Annotated in this window: 21 protein-coding genes; 16 read left to right on the top strand and 5 right to left on the bottom strand. The window is 67.4% G+C overall.

Features of this window, described 5'->3' with window-relative positions:
* The first annotated feature begins 6 nt into the window (after positions 1-6).
* The 8 genes from AVTE2539_RS21680 to AVTE2539_RS21645 all read left to right on the top strand — a co-directional run bounded on the left by AVTE2539_RS21680 (position 7) and on the right by AVTE2539_RS21645 (position 8,399).
* Entirely contained in the window at positions 7-2,448 is a 2,442-nt protein-coding gene (locus AVTE2539_RS21680; RefSeq protein ID WP_284413814.1) for a 3-hydroxyacyl-CoA dehydrogenase/enoyl-CoA hydratase family protein, read from the top strand.
* A gap of 19 nt (positions 2,449-2,467) precedes the next feature.
* Positions 2,468-2,986, top strand: coding sequence for a DUF4442 domain-containing protein (locus AVTE2539_RS21675; RefSeq protein ID WP_272565149.1), 519 nt, complete (start codon positions 2,468-2,470; stop codon positions 2,984-2,986).
* A gap of 49 nt (positions 2,987-3,035) precedes the next feature.
* Positions 3,036-4,235 carry an acetyl-CoA C-acyltransferase gene (locus tag AVTE2539_RS21670; protein ID WP_284413811.1) on the top strand — a complete coding sequence of 400 codons (1,200 nt, stop codon included), beginning with the start codon at positions 3,036-3,038 and terminating at the stop codon, positions 4,233-4,235.
* Positions 4,236-4,330: 95 nt separating this feature from the next.
* Entirely contained in the window at positions 4,331-5,158 is an 828-nt protein-coding gene (locus AVTE2539_RS21665; RefSeq protein WP_284413809.1) for an acyl-CoA thioesterase, read from the top strand.
* Between the two features lie 61 nt (positions 5,159-5,219).
* Positions 5,220-5,999: an enoyl-CoA hydratase gene (locus tag AVTE2539_RS21660; protein WP_272565146.1), complete on the top strand. Its 780-nt coding sequence runs from the start codon at positions 5,220-5,222 to the stop codon at positions 5,997-5,999.
* 117 nt (positions 6,000-6,116) lie between these two features.
* Positions 6,117-7,154, top strand: a complete 1,038-nt coding sequence (locus AVTE2539_RS21655) for a tripartite tricarboxylate transporter substrate-binding protein (RefSeq protein ID WP_284413807.1) — start codon at positions 6,117-6,119, stop codon at positions 7,152-7,154.
* Positions 7,155-7,172: 18 nt separating this feature from the next.
* Positions 7,173-7,661 (top strand): thioesterase family protein, encoded by a 489-nt coding sequence (locus tag AVTE2539_RS21650; RefSeq protein WP_284398167.1) that lies wholly within the window; start codon positions 7,173-7,175, stop codon positions 7,659-7,661.
* A 150-nt stretch (positions 7,662-7,811) separates the two neighbouring features.
* Positions 7,812-8,399, top strand: coding sequence for a bactofilin family protein (locus AVTE2539_RS21645; protein WP_284413805.1), 588 nt, complete (start codon positions 7,812-7,814; stop codon positions 8,397-8,399).
* 114 nt (positions 8,400-8,513) lie between these two features.
* On the opposite strand, the gene AVTE2539_RS21640 is transcribed toward AVTE2539_RS21645, so the two are convergent.
* Positions 8,514-8,951: an acyl-CoA thioesterase gene (locus AVTE2539_RS21640; RefSeq protein WP_284413803.1), complete on the bottom strand. Its 438-nt coding sequence runs from the start codon at positions 8,949-8,951 to the stop codon at positions 8,514-8,516.
* 41 nt (positions 8,952-8,992) lie between these two features.
* On the opposite strand from AVTE2539_RS21640, the gene AVTE2539_RS21635 reads away from it, so the two are divergent.
* Positions 8,993-10,822: an ABCB family ABC transporter ATP-binding protein/permease gene (locus tag AVTE2539_RS21635; RefSeq protein ID WP_284413801.1), complete on the top strand. Its 1,830-nt coding sequence runs from the start codon at positions 8,993-8,995 to the stop codon at positions 10,820-10,822.
* Positions 10,823-10,880: 58 nt separating this feature from the next.
* Here the strand turns inward: AVTE2539_RS21635 and AVTE2539_RS21630 are convergent, their stop codons facing one another.
* The 3 genes from AVTE2539_RS21630 to AVTE2539_RS21620 are packed head-to-tail and all read right to left on the bottom strand — an operon-like array spanning position 10,881 to position 13,825.
* On the bottom strand, positions 10,881-11,912 hold the full coding sequence (locus AVTE2539_RS21630; RefSeq protein ID WP_284413799.1) for a DctP family TRAP transporter solute-binding subunit: 1,032 nt from the start codon (positions 11,910-11,912) through the stop codon (positions 10,881-10,883).
* Between the two features lie 60 nt (positions 11,913-11,972).
* Positions 11,973-13,271 (bottom strand): TRAP transporter large permease, encoded by a 1,299-nt coding sequence (locus tag AVTE2539_RS21625; protein WP_284413797.1) that lies wholly within the window; start codon positions 13,269-13,271, stop codon positions 11,973-11,975.
* Complete coding sequence (locus AVTE2539_RS21620) at positions 13,268-13,825, bottom strand: TRAP transporter small permease (protein WP_284413790.1); 558 nt, start codon at positions 13,823-13,825, stop codon at positions 13,268-13,270. Before AVTE2539_RS21620 ends, AVTE2539_RS21625 begins: the two co-directional genes overlap by 4 nt.
* Before the next feature lie 198 nt (positions 13,826-14,023).
* Here AVTE2539_RS21620 and AVTE2539_RS21615 point away from each other — a divergent pair, with 198 nt between their 5' ends.
* From AVTE2539_RS21615 to AVTE2539_RS21585, 7 genes are all read left to right on the top strand, one after another.
* Complete coding sequence (locus AVTE2539_RS21615) at positions 14,024-14,962, top strand: LysR substrate-binding domain-containing protein (RefSeq protein ID WP_272565137.1); 939 nt, start codon at positions 14,024-14,026, stop codon at positions 14,960-14,962.
* A gap of 185 nt (positions 14,963-15,147) precedes the next feature.
* Positions 15,148-16,035 (top strand): amino acid ABC transporter substrate-binding protein, encoded by an 888-nt coding sequence (locus tag AVTE2539_RS21610; RefSeq protein ID WP_272565136.1) that lies wholly within the window; start codon positions 15,148-15,150, stop codon positions 16,033-16,035.
* 122 nt (positions 16,036-16,157) lie between these two features.
* Positions 16,158-17,060, top strand: a complete 903-nt coding sequence (locus AVTE2539_RS21605) for an amino acid ABC transporter substrate-binding protein (RefSeq protein WP_272565135.1) — start codon at positions 16,158-16,160, stop codon at positions 17,058-17,060.
* Between the two features lie 122 nt (positions 17,061-17,182).
* Positions 17,183-17,914, top strand: a complete 732-nt coding sequence (locus tag AVTE2539_RS21600; protein ID WP_272565134.1) for an amino acid ABC transporter permease — start codon at positions 17,183-17,185, stop codon at positions 17,912-17,914.
* 1 nt (position 17,915) lies between these two features.
* Positions 17,916-18,608: an amino acid ABC transporter permease gene (locus tag AVTE2539_RS21595; protein ID WP_272565133.1), complete on the top strand. Its 693-nt coding sequence runs from the start codon at positions 17,916-17,918 to the stop codon at positions 18,606-18,608.
* A 23-nt stretch (positions 18,609-18,631) separates the two neighbouring features.
* Positions 18,632-19,369 (top strand): amino acid ABC transporter ATP-binding protein, encoded by a 738-nt coding sequence (locus AVTE2539_RS21590; protein ID WP_272565132.1) that lies wholly within the window; start codon positions 18,632-18,634, stop codon positions 19,367-19,369.
* A gap of 293 nt (positions 19,370-19,662) precedes the next feature.
* Positions 19,663-20,070 (top strand): hypothetical protein, encoded by a 408-nt coding sequence (locus AVTE2539_RS21585; RefSeq protein ID WP_284414071.1) that lies wholly within the window; start codon positions 19,663-19,665, stop codon positions 20,068-20,070.
* 61 nt (positions 20,071-20,131) lie between these two features.
* On the opposite strand, the gene AVTE2539_RS21580 is transcribed toward AVTE2539_RS21585, so the two are convergent.
* A complete protein-coding gene (locus tag AVTE2539_RS21580) occupies positions 20,132-22,627 on the bottom strand; it encodes a glucose/quinate/shikimate family membrane-bound PQQ-dependent dehydrogenase (RefSeq protein WP_284413788.1) in 2,496 nt (831 codons plus the stop codon).
* Positions 22,628-22,684: the final 57 nt, after the last annotated feature.

The raw sequence follows: 22,684 nt of genomic DNA, 5'->3' as shown, positions 1-22,684 counted from the left end.
CCAACCATGTCCCGATTCCAAGTGAAGAAAGTCGCCGTGCTCGGCGCGGGCGTGATGGGTGCGCAGATCGCCGCCCACCTCGCCAACGTGAAAGTGCCGGTCGTTCTGTTCGACCTGCCCGCCAAGGAAGGCCCGAAGAACGGCATCGTCACCAAGGCCATCGAGGGGCTCAAGAAGCTCAAGCCCGCGCCGCTGGGCGTCGTGGAAGACGCCGCGCTGATCGGCCAGGCCAACTACGAAGAGCACCTGGAGCAGCTGCGCGGGTGCGATCTCATCATCGAGGCGATCGCCGAGCGCATGGACTGGAAGCTCGATCTCTACAAGAAGATCGCGCCCTTCGTCGCACCCGGCGCCATCGTGGCCTCGAACACCTCCGGCCTGTCGATCACGCGCCTGAGCGAGGCGCTGCCCGACGCCATCAAGCCGCGCTTTTGCGGCATCCACTTCTTCAACCCGCCGCGCTACATGACGCTGGTGGAACTGATCGACACGCCGACGACCCGGCCCGAGGTGCTCGACCAGCTCGAAGCCTTCGTGACCAGCGGCCTCGGCAAGGGCGTGGTGCGCGCGCACGACACGCCCAACTTCATCGCCAATCGCGTCGGCATCGCCGGCATGCTGGCGACGATGAAGGAAGTGGAGAACTTCGGCCTGACCTACGACGTGGTGGACGATCTCACGGGCAAGAAGCTGGGCCGCGCCAGCAGCGGCACCTTCCGCACCGCCGACGTGGTGGGCCTGGACACCATGGCGCACGTCATCAAGACGCTGCAGGACAACCTGAGCGAAGACGCTACCAAAGGGGCTGCGCAGTTTGATCCGTTCTACGGCAGCTTCGGCACGCCCGAGGTGCTGAACAAACTCATCGAGATGAAGAACCTGGGCCAGAAGGCCAAGGCGGGCTTCTACAAGAAGGTGGGCCGCGACATCCTGCGCTTCGACCTGGAAAGCGGCGAGTACGTGCCCGGTGGCCAGAAGGCCGACGAGGTGTATGCCCGCATGCTGAAGAAGCCCGCCGGCGAGCGCCTGAAGCTGCTGCGCCATGCCGAGGGCGCGCAGGGCCGGTTCCTCTGGGCCATCCTGCGCAACAGCTTCCATTACGCTGCCGTGCACCTGGGCACCATCGCCGACAACGCGCGCGACGTGGACCAGGCCATGCGATGGGGCTTCGGCATGAAGCAGGGCCCCTTCGAGCTGTGGCAGGAAGCCGGCTGGCTGGAGGTGGCGAAGATGATCCAGGAGGACATCGACGCCGGCAAGGCGCTCAGCAAGGCGCCGCTGCCCGACTGGGTTTTCAAGGGCCCGGTGGCCGAGGCCGGCGGCGTGCACACGGCCGAAGGATCGTGGAGCGCTTCGCGCGCCAAGTTCGTGCCGCGCCGCCAGCTGCCCGTGTACGAGCGCCAGCACTTCCCCGAGAAGCTGCTGGGCGAGGCGCTGCCCGACTGGCGCACGGCCGGCACCACGGTGTCCGAGTCCGATGCGCTGCGCACCTGGACGCTGGACAAGGATGGAGGCCCCTCCGGTAGCCGGATCCTGATCGCCAGCATCCAGAGCAAGATGCATGCGATCAGCCCCGACGTGATGGAGGGCCTCGTCGAAGCCATCGACATCGCCGAGCGCGAATACGACGGCCTGGTGATCTGGTCCGGCGACGCGCCGTTCAGCGTGGGTGCCGATCTGGCCGCCACCATGCCGGCCTTCGTCGTGGCCGGCATCTCGGCCATCGAAAGTGTCGAGCAGGAACTGCAGAACCTCATGCTGCGCCTGCGCTACGCCCAGGTGCCGGTGGTGTCCGCCATCCACGGCATGGCACTGGGTGGCGGCTGCGAGCTGGCCGTGTATTCGGCCCGCCGCGTGGCGCACATGGAAAGCTACATCGGCCTCGTCGAAGTGGGCGTGGGCCTGGTGCCGGGCGCCGGCGGCCTGACCTACATCGCGCGCCGTGCGGCCGAGAACGCCGCCGCCTCCACGGGCAAGGACATCCTGCCCTTCCTGACCGAAGGCTTCACCGCGGCGGCCATGGCCAAGGTGGGCACCAGCGCGCTGGAATCGAAGAAACTCGGCTACCTGCTGGACAGCGACATCGTCGTGCCGCACAAGGACGAGGTGCTGTTCGTCGCCATGAACGAGGCCAAGGCGATGGCGGCCAGCGGCTGGCGCGCGCCCAACAAGCGCCTGTTCCCCGTGGCCGGTCGCAGCGGCATCGCCACCATCCGCGGCTCGCTGGTGAACATGCGCGACGGTGGCTTCATCAGCGACCACGACCAGCACATCGCCACCCTGATCGCCGAGATCGTGTGCGGCGGCGACGTGGACGCCGGCACGCTGGTGAGCGAGGAATACCTGATGGCGCTGGAGCGCAAGGCCTTCTGCGCGCTCATCCAGCACCCCAAGACGCAGGAGCGCATCCTGGGCATGCTGAACACCGGCAAGCCCCTGCGCAACTGATGTGCCATCGGACGACCGCATGACGACCTCCACCGGCGCATTCCCGCCCAACCGCATGCAGCTCCAGCTGGAACAGGTGGACGAGTTCCCGAAGTTCCTGCGCCCCTGGGTGCGCAACCTGGTGCTGCGCCGCGCTGTGCCGTTCACCCGCACGGCGCGCGTGGAGTTCATCGAGATGTCGCCGAACCGCGTGGAAGTGCGCCTGCCCAACGAGCACCGCGTGCGCAATCACGTTGGCAGCATCCACGCCTCGGCCATGAACCTGCTGGCCGAGACGGCCACGGGCATGGCGATGGGGCTGAACGTGCGCGACGACTGCCTGCCGCTGGCCAAGGACCTGAAGATGGCCTTTCGCAAGCGCGCCACGGGCGCCTTGCGCGCGGTGGCTGTGCTGACCGACGCGCAGCGCCAGGCCATGCAGGACAGCGACAAGGGCGAGATGCAGGTGCAGGTCACCGTGACGGACGAGGCCGGCATCGAGCCGGTGGAATGCGAATTCACGTGGGCCTGGATTCCGTCCAGCCGCCCCGCCAAGTAACTGACTGATTGACTGACCGATCGATTGATCGATTGAAGGAGCCTTCTCCATGGCAAAACAAATGCAGGACGCCTACATCGTCGCCGCCACGCGCACGCCCATCGGCAAGTCGCACCGCGGCTTCTTCCGCAACACCCGCCCTGACGATCTGCTGGCGACCACCCTCAAGGCCGCCCTGGCCCAGGTGCCCGGGCTGGACCCGGCCTCCATCGAAGACATCATCTGCGGCTGCGCGATTCCCGAAGGCGCCCAGGGACTGAACGTGGCGCGCATCGGCGCCGTGCTGGCGGGGCTGCCCACCAGCGTGGGCGGCATCACCGTGAACCGCTTCTGCGCCTCGGGCCTGTCGGCCGTACAGATGACGGCCGACCGCATCCGCGTGGGCGAGGCCGACGTGATGATCGCCGCCGGCGTGGAAAGCATGAGCATGGTGCCCATGATGGGCAACACGCCCTCGCTGTCACCCAGTATCTTCGCCAAGGACGGTGACGTGGGCATCGCCTACGGCATGGGCCTCACGGCCGAGAAGGTGGCGCAGCAGTGGAAGGTGTCGCGCGAGGACCAAGACGCCTTCGCGCTGCAGTCGCACCAGAAGGCGCTGGCCGCGCAGCAGGCCGGCGAGTTCATCGACGAGATCACGCCCATCGAGGTGACCGACCGCACGGCGAACCTGGAGACGGGCGAGAGCATCGCCAAGACCCGCACCGTGGCGCTGGACGAAGGCGCACGGCCTGACACCAGCCTGGAAGGCCTGGCCAAGCTCAAGACGGTGTTCGCCGCGCGGGGCTCGGTCACCGCCGGCAACAGCTCGCAGACCAGCGACGGTGCGGGCGCGCTGATCCTGGCGAGCGAGGCGGCCGTGAAGCGTTTCGGCCTCACGCCGTTGGCCCGCTTCGTGAGCTTCGCCAGCAAGGGCGTGCCGCCCAGCATCATGGGCATCGGCCCCATCGAGGCCATTCCGGCCGCGTTGCGCTATGCGGGCCTCAAGCATGAAGACATCGACTGGTTCGAGTTGAACGAAGCCTTCGCCGCGCAGTCGCTGGCGGTCGTGCGCCAATTGGGCCTGGACCCTTCCAAGGTCAATCCCATGGGCGGCGCCATCGCCCTGGGCCACCCGCTGGGCGCCACGGGCGCCATCCGCGCCGCCACGGTGGTGCATGCGCTGCGCCGCAAGAACCTCAAGTACGGCATGGTGACCATGTGCGTGGGCATGGGGCAGGGCGCTGCGGGCATCTTCGAGCGCGTCTGAGGTCGGGGGGCGCATTGCGCGCCCTGGCATTCCGGGGTTCAGGCAGTCGCCGGCACGACGGGACGGAGAAAGCAATCACGGCACACTCGCACACCATGACTCTCGATCTCCATCCCCTGGACGACGCGCTGGCCCTGGAGCCGGCCGGCGCCCACCGGTACACCGGCCGGACCACGCCAGCGTACTGGAACATGGTCGGCCCTTTCGGCGGCGCGACGGCCGCGGTGCTGCTGCAGGCCGTGCTGCAGCACCCCGACCGCCTGGGGGAGCCGCTGTCGCTCACCGTCAATTACGCCGGCGCGGTGTCGCAGGGCCCCTTCACGGTGCAGGCCACGCCGGTGCGCACCAACCGGTCCACGCAGCACTGGACGCTGTCCATCGTGCAGCCCGGCGCCGACGGCGAATGGGTCACCACCACCACGGGCACCGCCGTGACCGCCGCCCGCCGCGAAACCTGGAGCCTGGCCGACACCCCTATGCCGACAGCGCCCGGCCCCGACACCCTGGAGCCGCTGGCCAAAGGGCTGGGCGTGGCCTGGCTCGACCGCTACGAAATGCGGCCGGTGGCGGGGGCCTTGCCGCAGCGCTGGGACGGCAGCGGCGACAGCAGCCTCTCGCAGCTGTGGATGCGCGATGCGCCGGCCCGCCCGCTCGACTTCTGCGCGCTGGCGGCACTGGCCGATGTGTTCTTTCCGCGGGTCTGGCTGCGCCGTGCGCACCGGGTGCCGGCAGGCACGGTGTCCCTCACGGTGTATTTCCACGCGGGCCGGGAGCAACTGGCGGCCACGGGCACCGGATTCTTGCTGGGCCAGGCGCGTGCGCAAGAATTCCGCAATGGCTTTTTCGATCAGACGGCCCAGTTGTGGAACGATGCCGGCACCATGCTGGCCAGCAGCCACCAGATCGTTTATTACAAGGAATGAGGCGCCCCCGGCGCCCCGTTCGCTTTCCCCGCCCACGACCTTACATGGCAGGAGCTTTCCCATGACCGATACCCCGACCCAGGACATCCTCGTTCACACCGAATCCGGCGTGGCTACCATCACCTTCAACCGCGTGGAGAAAAAGAACTCAATCACCACCGCGATGTACGCCGCGCTGGCGGATGCGCTGGAGTCCGCCGCGGCCGACAGCGCGGTGCGCGTGGTCGTGCTGCAGGGCGATGTGGCCATCTTCAGCGCCGGCAACGACATCGGCGACTTCCTGAACAAGCCGCCGTCCACGCAGGACTCGCCGGTGTTCCGTTTCCTGCGCGGCATCGCCACGTTCCCGAAGCCGGTGGTGGCCGCGGTCTGCGGTCCGGCCGTGGGCATCGGCACCACCATGCTCTTTCACTGCGACCTGGTCTATGCGGGCGACAACGCCGCGTTCTCCATGCCCTTCGTCAACCTGGGGCTGTGCCCCGAGGCCGCGTCCAGCCTGCTCGTGCCGCAGATGATGGGCTACCACCGTGCCGCCGAGGCGCTGCTGCTGGGCGAGCCCTTCCTGGCCGAGGCGGCGCTGGAGGTGGGACTGGTCAACCGCGTGGTGCCGCCCACCGAGTGCAACATGGTGGCCCAGACCCAGGCGCGCAAGCTGGCCGCCAAGCCGCTTTCCGCGCTCATCGAGACCAAGCGGCTCATGAAGCAGGGCCAGACGGCTGCGGTGCTGGAGCGCATGGCGCAGGAGGGTGCGAGCTTCGGTCGCATGCTGCAGGAGCCCGCGGCGCGGGAGGCGTTCAGCGCCTTCGTCGAGAAACGCCGGCCGGATTTCAGCGCGGTGTGACAGCATCTGGGGGCGGCTTGGCGTTTTGCCTGGGAACTGGGCATAACGATAGATGCCGGCGGCATGAATCTGGCAGTACATTCCTGCTCATCCATAAACCCCCTGCCGGACCGTGCCATGACTGCTGTCAAACCACCTTCGCCATTCGCTGCTCCCCGCGCGCCGTCGCGCCGCGCCTTTGTGCAATGGGGCGCATCGCTTGCCAGCGGTGCCCTGGGGGCGTCTGCCCTGGCGCAGGGGGCGGTCGCTCCGGCACCCGTGCCGCTGGAAGGCGGCATCCTCAAGGTGGTCGTGCCGTATGCGGCCGGCGGCGCATCCGACCGGGCCGCGCGCCTGCTGGCCGATGCCCTCGGTCCCCGGCTGGCGGTGCCGGTGGTGGTGGAAAACCGCGTGGGCGCGGGGGGGCGGCTGGCTGTCCAGCAGTTGCACCGCGACAGTTCGGGCCAGAACCAGGTCGTGCTGGCCAACCCGGCCACCATGCTGGTGGCGCCCCTGGTCTTCAAGGACAACGGCTACGACCCCGACAAGGACTATGTGGCCCTGTCCCAGATCACGAGCTATCAGTTCGGCCTGGCCGTGTCCACGGCCGTGCCGGTCAAGGAATTCGCCCACCTGCACGCCTGGATGCTGGCCAATCAGGACAAGGTGGCCGCCGGCGTGCCGGCCACCGGCAGCCTGCCGCATTTCTTTGCCCTGATGCTGGCGGAAAAGCTTTCCCTGCAACTGCCCGTCGTCGGATATCGGGGGTCCGCGCCGCTGCTCAACGATCTGATGGGCGGTCACGTCCCCATCGCCGTGGATACGCTGGATGCGCTGGAGCCGCTGCACAAGGCCGGCAAGCTGCGCATTCTGGCGGTGTCGGGCGAGCAGCGGTCGCCCACGCTGCCGACGGTGCCCACCTTCAAGGAGGCGGGGCTGGGTCTGTCCGCCCTCGGCTGGAACGTGCTCTACGCGCCTGCGTGGTTGCCACCCGCCCGGGCCCGGCGCATCGCCGACACGGTGACCCAGGTCATGGCGGACCCGGCCCTTCAGGCCCGCTTCGTGGCGGCCGACATGGTGCCCGTGGTCAGCTCGCGCGACCAGACCGCCAAAATGCTGACGGCCTACAAGGCGCAATGGGCGCCGGTGGTCCGCCATTCGGGCTTTCAGCCCTGAACCCTTGCCCCTTCCTCGATGACTCCACCCCCTGATTCCGCCCAGCCCTCTCCGTTCGAGGCCGAGTTCATCGATGGTTTGAAGGACATCTTCGAGCAGCGCATCGTCTTCAACCAGCTGCTCGGTCTCAAGGTCACGCACCTGGGGGCCGCACATGTCGAGGCGCGCATCGAGATGAAGCCCGAGCTGGTCGGGCACTACGCCTACAACCGCGTGCACGGCGGTGTCATCAGCGCGGGGCTGGATGCCATGGGGGGGCTCGCGGTGATGGCGGCCATCGGTGCCCGCCACATGGACGAGCCGCCTGCGCAGCGCCTGCACCGCTTCGGCAAGCTGGGCACCATCGACCTGCGCATCGACTATCTGCGGCCAGGCATCGGGAGCCACTTCACCCTGCGGGCTGAGGTGCTGCGGCTGGGCTCGCGCGTGGCCAGCACGCGCATGGAGTTTTTCGGCCCGGACGGCACCCTCATGTCGGCGGGCGCTGCGGCCTACATCGTTTCGTAGCCGGAGCCTACGCGCGATCGCGGCGATGTATGTCGCTGCAAAGCATGCAAGTGCATGCAACGATCGAATGGTTTGGTTACCGTTCTTGCGTAACGCGGGGAGTTTTCGCGGAACGTCGCTTCTAGCATGGCTCTTTTTCAAGGAGATCTGATGGCCGTGCAAAACCCCTTCTTCGGTAAGCGTGAACCCGACGCATTCCAGCCTCGCCAACCTTCTTCCGTCCTCGGCGGTGCGACCACCGTGGTGCCCGGTGGCAACAGTGCCACGACCACCACCCCTTCTTCCGCCAAGCCCGTGTCCACGGGCACGGCGCCCGGCAGTGCCGTTTCCGACGGCGTGGGCAGCAAGCTGACGGTGGGCCCGAACATCAAGCTCAAGGGGGTGGAGATCACCGATTGCGACACGCTCGTGGTCGAAGGCACGGTGGAGGCCACGATGGACTCCCGCGTAATCCACATCGCCGAGCAGGGCGCCTTCCGTGGCTCGGCCGAGATCGACATCGCCGAGATCCACGGCGAGTTCGACGGCACGCTCACCGTGCGCGAAAAGCTCGTGATCTACAGCACCGGCAAGGTGACCGGCAAGATCCGCTACGGCAAAGTGGTGATCGAAGAGGGCGGCCAGCTGGCCGGCGAAATCTTTGCCGGCACGTCGGGCCCCGCTCCCCGAGCCAATGCGGTGAGCAACAACAACACCACCAACGCGCGCAACGAAGCGCCTGCACTCGCCGCGGCCTGAGCCTCGGCGGGCATTGCAACCAACCCCGGCGTGCGCCGAAAGCGCACGTCACCGACCTGCCACGTACGGCCCGTGGCAGGCCAGGCGTTTCGCGCCGGGGTTTACTCCACGTTTTCAGCCTGCCGCGCCACCTTCGGGCGCCGCAGTGGCCGGCAGTGGGCGGGGCCTGCCTGCGGCATCGATGGCCACATAGGTCAGCCGTGCTTCCGTGACCTTCACATACCGGCCCTGCGCTGAAAAGCGCTCTGCATACACCTCGACCTCCACCGTGACCGAGGTGCGTCCGGTGCGCGTGACTGCCGAGAAGAACGACAGGATGTCCCCCACGCGAACGGGCTGCTTGAACACGAATTCGTTCACCGCCACGGTGGCCATGCGGCCCTGCACGTAGCGCGCCGGCAGCACCGATCCCGCCAGGTCCACCTGGGCCATGACCCAGCCGCCGAAGATGTCGCCGTTGGCGTTGCAGTCGGCTGGCATCGGAATCACCTTGAGCACCAGCTCCTTGTCGGTGGGCAATTCGGTCAACGCAGCGCTGGTAAGGGCGGTCATGGGCACAATCTCGGTAAAAACAACAACCGGAATTGTCCTTCATGCGCCCCCACGGCGAATCCCCATCCCCTCTCGTCGCGCGCCCCGGCGCCGGCTCCCGCACCGACTGGGCCACGCTCGGCCGGCTCGTTCCCTATCTCTGGCAATACAAATGGCGGGTGATCGCGGCGCTGGTCTTCGTCGTGGGGGCCAAGGTGGCCAACGTCGGGGTGCCGCTGCTGCTCAAGCAGTTGATCGATGCCATGTCGATCGCTCCGGGCGACCCCGCCGCCGTGGTGGTCGTGCCCATCGCCCTGTTGCTGGCCTATGGCGGGTTGCGCCTGTCCACCTCCATCCTGACCGAACTGCGGGAACTGGTCTTCGCCAAGGCCACGCAGGGCGCGGCCCGCAGCATCGCGCTGCAGACGTTCGAGCACCTGCATGCCTTGAGCCTGCGCTTTCACCTGGAGCGGCAGACGGGCGGCATGACGCGCGACATCGAACGCGGCGTGCGCGGCATCGAATCGCTGATCTCGTTCACGCTGTTCAACATCGGCGCCACCCTGATCGAGGTGTTCCTGGTGCTCACCGTGCTGGCCGTCAAGTTCGACGCGTGGTTCGCCTGGATCACGCTGGGCGCCCTGGGCCTGTACATCGCGTTCACTGTGCTGCTGACCGAATGGCGCACGAAGTTCCGCCGGCAGGCCAACGAGTTCGACTCGGCCGCGCACGCCAAGGCGGTGGACTCGCTGCTGAACTACGAGACCGTCAAGTACTTCAACAACGAGGCGTTCGAAGCCCAGCGCTACGACGAAAGCCTGCAGCGGCTGCGCCATGCGCGGCTCAAGAGCCAGACCTCGCTGTCGCTGCTGAACACCGGGCAGCAGCTCATCATCGCCACCGGCCTGGTGGCCATGCTGTGGCGCGCCGCGCAAGGCGTGGCCGATGGCCGCATGACGCTGGGCGATCTGGTCATGGTGAACGCCTTCATGATCCAGCTCTACATCCCGCTCAACTTTCTGGGCGTGATCTACCGCGAGATCAAGCAGAGCCTGACCGATCTCGACAAGATGTTCACCCTGATGGACAAGGAGCGCGAGGTGGCCGATGCGCCCGGCGCCCAGCCGCTGGTCCACCTGGAGCACCCGGCCGTGCGTTTCGAAGACGTGCACTTCGCCTACGAAAGCCGTGCGGGCAGCGCGCGGCCCATCCTGCACGGCATCAGCTTCGAGATTCCTGCCGGCAAGACGGTGGCGGTGGTTGGGCCTTCGGGCTCGGGCAAGTCCACACTGGCGCGCCTGCTCTTTCGCTTCTACGACATCCAGTCGGGCCGCATCACGGTGGCCGGGCAGGACATCCGGGCCGTGACGCAGGACAGCCTGCGGCGCGCCATCGGCATCGTGCCGCAGGACACCGTGCTGTTCAACGACACCATCGCCTACAACATCGCCTACGGCCACCCGGGCGCAGCGCAGGATGCCGTGGAAGCCGCCGCCCAGGCCGCGCGCATCCATGGCTTCATCGCCGCCACGCCGCTGGGTTATGCCACGCAGGTGGGCGAGCGCGGCCTCAAGCTCTCCGGCGGCGAGAAGCAGCGGGTGGCGATCGCCCGCACGCTGCTCAAAAACCCGCCGATCCTGATCTTCGACGAGGCCACGTCTGCGCTCGATTCAGCCAATGAGCGGGCCATCCAGGCCGAGCTGAAAAGCGCGGCGCGCAACAAGACGGCCCTGGTGATCGCGCACCGCCTCTCCACGGTGGTGGATGCGCACGAGATCCTGGTGATGGAAGCAGGCCGCATCATCGAGCGCGGCACCCATGCCGCGCTCTTGGAGCAGGGTGGTCGCTACGCCAGCATGTGGGCGCTGCAGCAAAGCGGAGAGGCCGGCTGACGGGCCGCCGCAGCGCGCCTTGGTGCGCGGGCGCCGGCGCGCAGGCCGGCCCGGCCCGTCAGGGCTTGCGCGCGGCGATCGCCTTCTCGGCCTGGTCCACCAGGTCCGCGCCGATCTGGCCCTTCCACTTGTCGAACACCGGGCGCGTGGCCTTGGCGAAGGCCGTGCGCTCGGCGGGGCTGAGCTGGGTCACCGTCACCCCGTGGCTGGCGATTTCTTTGAGCAGGGGCTTGTCGGCCTCGACCATGCCCTTGCGCGCGATGGCGATCTGTTCCTTGCCGGCGTCGATGGCGGCCTGCTTGACGATTTCGCGGTCGGCGGGCGTCCAGGAATTCCAGATGTCCTTGTTGACCACGAAGATCAGCGGGTCGTTCATGTAGCCCCACAGGGTCATGTATTTCTGCGCCACGGTGTAGAGCTTGGCGGCCATGTAGACCGACACCGGGTTCTCCTGCCCGTCCACGGCGCTGCTGGCCATGGCGGGCTGGGCGTCGGCCCAGCTCATCTGGGTGGGATTGGCGCCCAGTGCGGAGAAGGTGTCCAGGAACAGCGGCGAGCCGACCACGCGGATCTTCAGGCCCTTGAGGTCTTCGGGGCTCTTGATGGGGCGCTTGGAGTTGGAGATTTCGCGGTAGCCGTTCTCGCCCCAGGCCAGCGGCACCACGCCGGCCTTGTCCAGCGTCTGGAAGATGCTCTTGCCCACTTCGCCTTGCGTCACCGCATCCACGGCGGCGTAGTCCGGAAACAGGAAGGGCAGCGAGAACAGGTTGAGCGGCTTGACCTGGGGCGACCAGTTGATGGTGGAGCCCACGGCCATGTCGATCACGCCCTGGCGCAGCGCGCTGAACTCGCGCGTCTGGTCGCCCTGGATCAGCGAAACGCCGGGGTACAGCTTGATGTTGATGCGGCCCTGCGTGCGTTCGCGGACCTTGCTGGCCCACAGTTCGCCGCCCTTGCCCCAGGGGAAGGCGGTGCCCAGCACCAGCGACATGCGGTATTCGCTCTTGTAGTTTTGCGCCAGGGCCGGCGTGGCGAAGGTCAGTGCGGCGGCGGCAGCGACGGCGCTGGTGAGGAAGGTGCGCAGTTTCATGGTTTCGGTCTCCTGGTTCTCGGTGAAAAGGGGGCGGTGGGGTCGATGGGGTCGATGGGGTCAGTAGCCCAGGCGGGCGGGCAGCCACAGCGCCAGTTGCGGGAAGGCGATGACCAGCACCATGACGATGAACATCGCCAGCAGCATTGGCCCCACCCAGCGCACGGTGGACTCCATGCGCACGCCTGCGATGCGGCACGACACCATGAGGTTCACGGCCAGCGGCGGCGTGAACTGGCCCAGGGCGACCTTGAGCGTGAGGATGACGCCGAACCACACCGGGTCCCACTGGTAGTGCTGCATGATGGGCAGCAGCAGCGGCACGAAGATCAGGAAGATCGAGATGCCGTCGAGGAACATGCCCACCGTGATGAGCAGCAGGATCAGCAGCGCCATCACGCCGTATTCGCCCAGGCCCGAGTTCACGATGGCCTTGGCCACCGGGTCGATCACGCCCAGCGTGGACAGCGAGAACGCGAAGATGCCGGCCAGCGACACCACCAGCAGGATCACGGCCGAGAGTTCGCCCGCCTCGCGCAGGATGGGGAACAGGTCGCGCACCTTGATCGTTCGGTGAATGCACATGCCCACGAACAGGCCGTAGAACACCGCCACCACGGCCGCCTCGGTGGGGGTGAACCAGCCCGCGCGCATGCCGCCCAGGATCAGCACCGGCGCCGCCAGGCCCCAGGAGGCCTCGCGCAGGCTGCGCCAGAACGGCGGGCGCGGCATGGAGGATTCGAGCGCGCCCATCTTGTGCCGGCGGGCCAGCCACACCGCTGGCACGATCAGCGCGATGCCGGCGAGCACGCCGGGAATCATGCCGGCCGCGAACAGCGCGGGCACGGAGGCGCCCGGCACCAGCACCGAATAGATGATGAACGCGACGGAGGGCGGGATCAGGATGTCGGTGGCCGCCGCTGCGCCCACCACGCTGGCGGAGAACGAGCCCGGATAGCCCGCCCGCGACATGGCCGCGATCATCACGCCACCCACCGCGGCCGCATTGGCCGGCCCCGAGCCGGAGATGCCGCCCAGGAACATCGCCACGGCGATGGCCACCAGGGGCAGCATGCCCGGGCCGCGGCCCACGATGGCCACCGCGAAGTTCACGAGCCGAAGCGCCACCCCGGAGCGGTCGAAGATCGAGCCCACGAGCACGAACATGGGAATGGCCAGCAGCGGGTACTTGCCCAGGCCGGCATAGAAGTTCTGGGGCACGGCCAGCAGGCCGAACCATTGGCTGTCGGCATTGGCCAGGGCAATGGCCGCCACTCCCGCCAGCCCCAGCGCGGCGCCGATGGGCACGCCCACGAACATCATGGCGAGGAACGCCACGAACAGCAGGGTCGCGATCATGCGGAAGTGTCCTGCCGGCCTGCCGAGGAGGCCGTGCGGCCCCGGCGGATGAACAGCCCCATCGCCCGCCAGGTGATCAGTGCGGACAGCAGCGGCAGCCACACCGAATACCACCACTGCGGCACGCCGATGCCGGGGGAGGTCTCGCCGAAGCGGTAGTCGTCCCACACCACCCGCACGCTCAGCACGGCGATCACGCCGAACAGCAGTGCCACCATCAGCGCACCGAAGCGCGCCAGCGCGTGCCGGCGTGCCGCCGAGCCGCCCTCGGCGAACCATTCGATGCGGATGTGCTGGTCGCGCGCGACCGCGGCGGAGCCCGCCACCAGCGCCAGGACGATCATGAGGAAGACCGAGATCTCCTCCGTCCAGGCGAAGGAGGAGTTGGTGAAGTAGCGCACCAGCACATTGGCGAAGGTGATGAGGGCCAGCGCCGCCATCACGATGACGGTGAGCCAGTCTTCGATGCGCAGGGAGCGGGGAGCGTCGTCGGGCGGTGCGGCAGGCCGTGCCGCGTCGTGGGACACGGGCCCGGACGGGGGAAGTGAGGACATGGGAGGCAGAGGGTCGAGAGAACGGACAACGTGGCGATGCGGGTCACTCTGCCCGCCGGCCTTGTGCGCCAGGGGCCCGGACGGGGCGGCGCTCGGAGCGCCGAAGCCATTTTGCAAGCAAACGTGGCAGGGCCCGGTGCAGGGTTTCCCCAAGGGGCCTTGCGGCGCAGGCACGCGCGGCCCCCGATAATGCGCGCCATGGAAACCAAGTGGCTCGAGGATTTCGTCAGCCTCGCGGAAACGCGCAGCTTCAGCCGTTCAGCGCAATTGCGCCACGTGACCCAGCCGGCGTTCTCGCGCCGCATCCAGGCGCTGGAGGCCTGGGCCGGCACCGATCTGGTGGACCGCAGCTCCTACCCGACCCGGCTCACGCCCGCGGGCAAGACGCTCTACGAGGAAGCGCTGGAGATGCTGCAGGCCATGCAGAACACCCGCGCCATGCTGCGGGCCCACACCAGCGCCGGCAAGGACATGATCGAGTTCGCGGTGCCGCACACGCTCGCCTTCACGTTCTTTCCCGCCTGGCTGTCGAGCCTGCGCGAGCGTTTCGGGCCGGTCAAGAGCCGCCTCATCGCGCTCAACGTGCACGATGCCGTGCTGCGCCTGGTGGAGGGGGGGTGCGACCTGCTGATCGCCTACCACCATCCCTCGCAGCCCTTCCAGCTCGACGCCGACCGCTACGAAATGGTGACCCTGGGCCAGGAAATCCTCTCGCCCTATTCGCGCGCCAATGCCGACGGCCAGCCGCTGTTCAGCCTGCCGGGCCGCGCGGGCGAGCCGCTGCCCTACCTGGGGTATGCACCCGGGGCGTATCTGGGCCGCGTGACGGACTTGATCCTCAAGCAGTCGGGCACGGCCATCCACCTGGACCGCGTCTATGAAACCGACATGGCCGAGGGGCTCAAGGCGATGGCGGTCGAGGGGCACGGGGTGGCCTTCCTGCCCCACAGCGCGGTCAAGAAGGAACTGCGCTCGCGCCGCCTGGTCAGCGCGGCGCCCCCGGGCGTGGAGGACCTGCAGATGGCGATGGAAGTGCGGGCCTACCGCGAAAAACCGTCCGGCAAGGAGCCCTCCAAAGGCATCGCGCAGTCGCTGTGGACCTACCTGCAGGCCCACAGTACGGACAAGCCCCTTTGACCGCAGGGTCAGGTTATGTGTCAAATGCATATTCCACCGTGCATTTGGCATTGGAAAGACCGTGTGACGGGACGTACATTCCGTCCCGGCGTCCGGAGCGAAGTGCACAAGCCTTCGCCCAACAGAGAGGCCCGGCCTGGCACGGTGTTTGCTCAGGTTAGAACTTACGAACTTTGAGACAAGCCATGAAAACATTCCATTGGAAGGCCGTATGGGGCGTTGCCGCCTTGTGCTGGGGCATGGCTGTCTCCGCGCAGGGGGTACTGGAGCGGGTCACCGCCGGCGGCAAGCTGGTGCTCGCCTACCGGGAATCCTCGGTGCCCTTCTCCTATGTGGACGCCGGCAAGCCCGTGGGCTATGCGGTGGAGCTGTGCCAGCGGATCGCCGAGGTCGTTCGCAAGAAGACCGGCCGCAAGGACATGGACGTGGAATTCGTGCCGGTCACCTCGGCCAACCGCATGGAGACCATCGAGAAAGGCCGCGCCGACATGGAGTGCGGCTCCACCACCAACAATGCCGAACGCCGCCAGGTCGTGGCGTTCACCGTGCCCCACTTCATCACCGGCGCCCGCCTGCTGGTGCCGGCCCAGAGCAACGTGGACCGCATCGAAGACCTCAGCGGCAAGAAGCTCGTGTCCACCAAGGGCACCACGCCCTTGAAGGCGGCCCAGCAGATCAACCGCGAGCGGCTCCTGCAGATCAACATCGTCGAAGCCCCGGACCATGCCCGGGCCGTCGAGATGGTGGAAAAGGGCGAGGCCGACGCCTTCGCGATGGACGACGTGCTGCTCTACGGCCTGGCGTCCAACCGCCCCAATCCGGCCGCCTTGAAGGTGGTCGGCAAGTTCATCACCACCGAGCCGTTGGCCATCATGCTGCCCAAGAACGACCCCGCGTTCAAGAAGCTGGTGGACGACGAGATGCGCCGGCTGATCACCAGCCGCGAGATCTATCCCATCTACGACAAGTGGTTCGCCCAGCCCATCCCCCCGTCCAACCGCGCGCTCAATCTTCCGGTGAGCTATCTCTTGCGGGATTTCTGGCGCTACCCCACCGATCAGGTTCCGTTTTGAGCGCCGTTTTTTAGCTGCGCTGACCCGATGTTCCGGGTATTCGGCATGGTGGCGAATTCCACTCCGTGCCACTATCTAGAATGATTGTTTCCGTTGTATCCGTAAGTTCTAAGGAGATCCTGATGAAGAAGCATTTGCTGGCAGTCGCCATCACCGCCCTGGCCGCAGGGAGCGCATTCGCGCAAGCCAATGACACGCTGGCCAAGATCAAGGCCTCCGGCACGATCACCGAAGGTGTGCGCGAATCCTCCGGCCTGTCGTACACCCTGGGTGACGGCAAGTACACGGGCTTCCACTACGACGTGTGCGCCAAGGTGATCGCCGACGTTCAAAAGCAGCTCGGCCTGGCCAAGCTGGACGTCAAGTACCAGCCCGTCACGTCGCAAAACCGCATCCCCCTGGTGCAAAACGGCACCGTGGACATCGAGTGCGGCTCCACCACCAACAACGCGGCCCGCCAAAAGGACGTCGCCTTCGCGGTCACGACCTATGTCGAGGAAGTGCGCATCGCCGTCAAGGCCGATTCGGGCATCACCGGCATCAAGGACCTGAACGGCAAGAACATCGCCACCACCACGGGCACCACCTCGGTGCAGACGCTGCGCAAGAACAAGCGCGCCGAAGGCCTGACGTTCAAGGAAGTGTTCGGCAAGGACCATTCCGACAGCTTCCTGCTGCTGGAATCCGGCCGCGCCGACGCCTTCATCATGGACGGCTCGATCCTGGCTTCCAACATCGCCAAGTCCAAGAGCCCCAACGATTTCAAGATCGTCGGCGAAGTGCTGAGCGTGGAACCCATCGCGATCATGATCCGCAAGGACGACCCCGCCTTCAAGAAGGCCGTGGACGACAGCATCAAGGCGCAGATCAAGTCCGGCGACATGGCCAAGCTGTACGACAAGTGGTTCCTGCAGCCCGTGCCCCCGAACAACGTGAAGATCGGCCTGCCAGCGAGCGAAGCGACGAAGGCGGCCTGGGCGAACCCCAACGACAAGCCCATGGAAGAGTACGCCACCAAGGACTGAGCGCCCGGCGCTCGCATGCGGCAAACGCCCACCTGACGGTGGGCGTTTGTTTGTTTCCCCGGCAGGGATGCCCGGGATGGGGCGCCAAGTTTGAAGACAACGAGATTTGAGAAGGATTTCCCATGGGATCAAATTGGGATTGGCAAGTCTTCCTGCAGGACCCAGGGGGTGAATACCCGACCTACCTCCAGTGGATGCTCTCTGCCTGGGGCTGGACGGTGTCGGTGGCCCTGCTGGCCCTGGTCATCGCGCTGGTGATGGGATCGATCGTCGGGACACTGCGCACGCTGCCCGACAACAAGGTGCTGGTCGGCTTCGGCAATGCCTGGGTCGAGCTGTTCCGCAACATTCCGCTGCTGGTGCAGATTTTTCTGTGGTATCACGTGCTGCCGGCGATCTTTCCGGTGCTCAAGGGCGTCTCGGGCTTCATCCTCGTGGTGCTGGCGCTGGGCTTCTTCACCTCGGCGCGGATCGCCGAACAGGTGAGGGCGGGCATCCAGGCCCTGCCGCGCGGCCAGCGCTACGCGGGCATGGCCATGGGCTTCACCACTGTGCAGTACTACCGCTACGTGCTGCTGCCGATGGCGTTTCGCATCATCATTCCGCCGCTCACGAGCGAGACGATGAACATCTTCAAGAACTCGTCCGTGGCCTTCGCCGTGTCGGTGGCCGAACTGACGATGTTCGCGATGCAGGCGCAGGAAGAGACCTCGCGCGGCATCGAAATCTATCTGGCCGTGACGGGCCTGTACGTGATCTCGGCCTTCGCCATCAACCGCATCATGGCCTTTATCGAAAAGCGCACGCGCGTTCCCGGCCTGATCGTGTCCGGCGGCACGGGGGGAGGCCACTGACATGATGAATCTCGACCTTTCCTTCTACAGCTGGGACATCATCAGCAAGTTCGTCGTCAAGGGCTTTTACTTCAGCATCATGCTGACGCTGATCGCCACGGTCGGCGGCATCCTGCTGGGCACCGTGCTGGCGTTGATGCGCCTGTCGGGCAAGAAGTGGCTGGACGCGCCGGCCACGTTCTACGTCAACGGCATGCGCAGTATCCCGCTGGTGATGGTGATCCTGTGGTTCTTCCTGCTGGTGCCGGCCTCGTTCTACGCGGCCCTGCCCGGCGGAATCGGCACGAGCTACCGCTCGGAGCTGTCGGCCATCATCACCTTCATCGCCTTCGAGGCCGCGTACTTCAGCGAGATCATGCGGGCCGGCATCCAGTCGATCTCCCGCGGACAGGTGTTCGCGGGCCAGGCGCTCGGGATGACCTACGGCCAGAACATGAAGCTCGTGATCCTGCCGCAGGCGTTCCGCAACATGCTGCCCGTGCTGCTCACGCAGACCATCATCCTGTTCCAGGACACTTCGCTGGTCTACGCCATCGGCGCCTACGACATGCTCAAGGGCTTCGAGACGGCGGGCAAGAACTATGGGCGGCCAATCGAGGCCTACCTGCTGGCAGCCGTCGTGTACTTCGCGATGTGCTTCGCACTGTCCTGGGTCGTCAAGCGCCTGCACCGGAAAATCGCCATCATCCGCTGAGCGGAAAGAGTGAGGAAATAGCAATGATTGAAATGAAGAATGTCTCGAAGTGGTACGGCAGCTTCCAGGTGCTGACCGACTGCTCCACTTCCATCCAGAAGGGCGAAGTCGTGGTGGTGTGCGGCCCTTCGGGCTCCGGCAAGTCCACGCTGATCAAGACCATCAACGCGCTGGAGCCCTTCCAGAAGGGCGAGATCTTCGTGGACGGCATCGCCGTGCACGACCCCAAGACCAACCTGCCCAAGCTGCGCAGCCGCGTGGGCATGGTGTTCCAGCACTTCGAACTGTTCCCCCACCTGTCGGTGACCGAGAACCTGACGATCGCGCAGATCAAGGTGCTGGGCCGCGGCGCGGACGAGGCCAAGAAGCGCGGCCTCAAGATGCTGGACCGCGTGGGCCTGTCGGCGCATAAGGACAAGTTCCCCGGCCAGCTGTCGGGCGGCCAGCAGCAGCGCGTGGCGATCGCCCGTGCGCTGTCGATGGACCCCATCGTGATGCTGTTCGACGAACCCACGTCCGCCCTCGACCCCGAAATGGTGGGCGAAGTGCTGGATGTGATGGTGGGCCTGGCCAACGAAGGCATGACCATGATGTGCGTGACCCACGAAATGGGCTTCGCGCGCAAGGTCAGCAACCGCGTGATCTTCATGGACGTGGGCGGAAAGATCCTGGAGGACTGCTCCAAGGACGATTTCTTCAACAACCCGGATGCCCGCCAGCCGCGCACCAAGGACTTCCTCAACAAGATCCTGCAGCACTGATCCGCTGCGAGCCCCCGAGCCCCTGCGCCCCTGTCGGCGGCAGCAGGGCACCAACGAGAAGCGCCCCCCAGGGCGCTTTTTTCATGGGCATTCGGGAAGGGGCCGGCGGGGCGGCGCAACAATGGAGCGCCCTGGCGGATGGGCCGTGGTTCGCGGCGTCCGCTTCCTTTCCCCCCGGCGTGCTCGTTGCCGCCTTTCCTGGATTCCCATTGCCCATGCCATTGCCCGAGGACATTCAGGCCGACGATGCAGCCGCTGGCGGCGTGCGTGCAGGCGCTGGTGCGGGTCGGGAGGTGGATGCCCGTGCGGGAGCGCATGGCCCGGATTGGCAGGTCGTGCACCTGCATCCCTCGGCCCCGCCGCAGCCGGCGCAAGGCGCGCCCTGCAACGGCTGCGGCCTGTGCTGCCTGGCCGAGCCCTGCCCGCTGGGCATGCTGGTGTCGCGCCGCCGGCATGGCCCGTGCGCGGCGCTGCGCTGGCGGGAGGAAGGCGCTGGCGGCGATGCCGCACCGGGCCGCTATGTCTGCGGCATGGTCGCGGACCCCGGCGAGGTCATGGGCTGGCGCAGCGCCTGGGCCGTGCGGCTGATGCGCGCGCTGGCCCGGCGCTGGATCGCGGCCGGCATCGGCTGCGATGCGCCGCCGCTGCGGGTGCCTGAGGGAGCGGTCCATCCCCCAAAGGACCCGGGCAATTTGCTATAAAAATAATAGCGATATGCCCTAGTATCGATTGCGCTGGAGGCCTTTTTGTCTCAAAGCCTCGTCAGGTGCGCGGCAGGGCGTAGGCGATCAGCCAGTCCCCCGTGCGCGTGCCGAGCGAGCCGTGCCCGCCCGCCGCCACCACGATGTACTGCCGGCCATCGGCCCCGGTATAGGTCATCGGGGTGGCCTGGCCGCCTGCGGGCAGGCGGCTCTTCCATAGCTCGTTGCCGTTGGAGACGTCGTAGGCGCGCACGTAGTAGTCGAGCGTGCCGGACAGGAAGGCCACGCCGCCGGCCGTGGTCACCGGGCCGCCCAGGTTGGGCACGCCCATCTTGAACGGCACGGGCACGGGAGCCAGGTCGCGCACGGTGCCGTTCTTGTGCTTCCAGACGATCTTGCCGGTGGTCAGGTCCGCGCCGGCCACGTAGCCCCAGGGCGGCGCCTGGCAGGGAATGCCCAGCACCGAGACGAAGGGCTTCAGGCGCACGGCGAACGGCGCGCCCACGTTTTCGTTCAGCGCGGGCAGCATGCCGTGCGGTGGCGCACCGCCGGGCTGGACCAGCAAGGTGGTGTCGTCGGTGCGCGGGATCAGCTGCGAGGTGAAGGCCAGGTAGGTGGGCGTGGTGAACGCCATCTCGCGCTGCGGGTCCACGGCCACGCCGCCCCAGTTGAACACGCCGAAGTTGCCGGGATAGACCAGGGTGCCGCGGGTGGAGGGCGGGGTGAAGCGGCCTTCGAAGCGCAGCTTCTCGAACGCGATGCGGCACATGAGCTGGTCGAAGAGGGTCACGCCCCACATGTCCGCGCCGGTGAGCGGTGCGGGGTCGAACGACAGGGCCGATTTGGGCTGCGTGGGCGCGGTGCGGTCGCCCTCGGCGGCGCCCTGGGGGGCGGGCACCTCGGTGACCGGCAGGATGGGAGTGCCGGTGCGACGGTCGAGCACGAAGACCTCGCCCTGCTTGGTGGGCTGCACCAGCGCGGGCACACGCTCGCCCTTGACGGTCAGGTCCACCAGGCTGGGCTGCGCGGGCACGTCGTAGTCCCACAGGTCGTGGTGCACGGTCTGGAAGTGCCAGCGCACGCGGCCGGTGGCCAGCTCGAGCGCCACGACGGAGGACGAATATCGCTCCACCTCGGGGCTGCGGCGGCCGCCCCACTGGTCGGGCGGCTGGTTGCCCATGGGCACGTAGACCAGGCCCAGGGTTTCGTCCACGCTGGAGATCGACCAACTGTTGGGCGAGTTGGCGGTGTAGGTCTCGCCGGGGCCGATGGGCGCGGTGGCCTCGGGCTTGGCCGAATCCCAGTTCCACACCAGTGCGCCGGTGTGCACGTCGTAGGCGCGGATCACGCCGGACTGCTCCTTGGTGGAGGCGTTGTCCAGCACGGTGCCGCCGATGATGACGAGATCGCGCGTGACCACCGCGGGCGAGGTGGAGTAGTAGGCGCCGGGGCGGCGGTTGGGCATGCCGGTCCACAGGTCGATCTGCCCGGTGCCGTTGCCGAAATCGGTGCACAGGCCGCCGGTGCGCGGGTCCAGCGCGAGCAGCCGGCCATCGGCCGTGGGCATGAACAAACGCCCTTCGCACGACGCCGTGGGCAAGGCGGGTGCCGAGGTCGGCACCGGTGTGGCGGGCTTGGCTGCGGGTGGGGAAGAGGGCGCTGGCGCGGCCGTCGGAACGGCCGTGGCGCCGGCCGCGGCCGGCTCGGGCGGCTGGTACGACAGGCCGCGGCAGGTCAGGTGCTGCAGCGCCAGTTCGCCTTTGCCCTGCACCTGGGTGTCGTAGCGCCAGACCTGCGCGCCGGTGGTCGCGTCGAGCGCGATGACCGACTGGTGCGGGGTGCACAGGTACAGGCGGTTGCCGACCTTCAGCGGCGTGACCTCGAAGGTCGTCTCCTGCGGGTCGCCGGGCTCGCCGCGCACGTCGCCGGTGCGGTACTGCCAGGCGACCTCCAGGCCGCGCACGTTGTCTGGGGTGATCTGGCCCAGTGGGGAATAGCGCTGGCCCTCGCCGGTGCGGCCGTAGGCATGCCATTCGCCGGGCGGGATGGCGCCGCTGTCGCCAGGGCTGCCAGCCGCGGCGGGCACCGCCGTGGTGGGGGTGGGGGCGGCATGCGCGGCGAAGGCGCCGGGCACGTCGTGCGCGTCATGGAACCACGAGGCCACGGCCACGGCCAGAAAGGCCGCCAGCGTCACGCCCAGCGCGCGGCGCGGGCCGCGCTGCGACGGCGAGACCAGGCCGCGGGACACCCAGGGCGTGAGCAGCAGCACGCCCAGCACGAAGAACACGTCGCCCCGTGCGGCAAGCGGCCACCAGTCCAGCCCGGCCTCCCACAGCGACCACAGCAGCGTCACCAGCACCAGCCCGGCATAGACCCACAGGGCGGCGGGGTTGCGCTGGGCCAGCATCCAGCCGGCGAGCAGGGTGGCCAGGCCCGCGGGCAGGTAGTACCACGAGCCGCCCAGGGCGATGAGCCAGACCCCGCCGACGCCGATGGCCAGGCCGATCACGACGAGAAGCACCCCCAGGAAAACAGGCGCGTGGCGTTGGTTGGGCATGACCATTCCTCTTGAATAGGCAGTTCCCGGGCATGGCCTGCGGGCCGGATGTGCGGG

It is taken from the genome of Acidovorax sp. SUPP2539 (assembly GCF_030158975.1).
Lineage (GTDB): Bacteria > Pseudomonadota > Gammaproteobacteria > Burkholderiales > Burkholderiaceae_C > Paracidovorax.
This window is presented reverse-complemented; position numbering and strand designations above follow the sequence as displayed.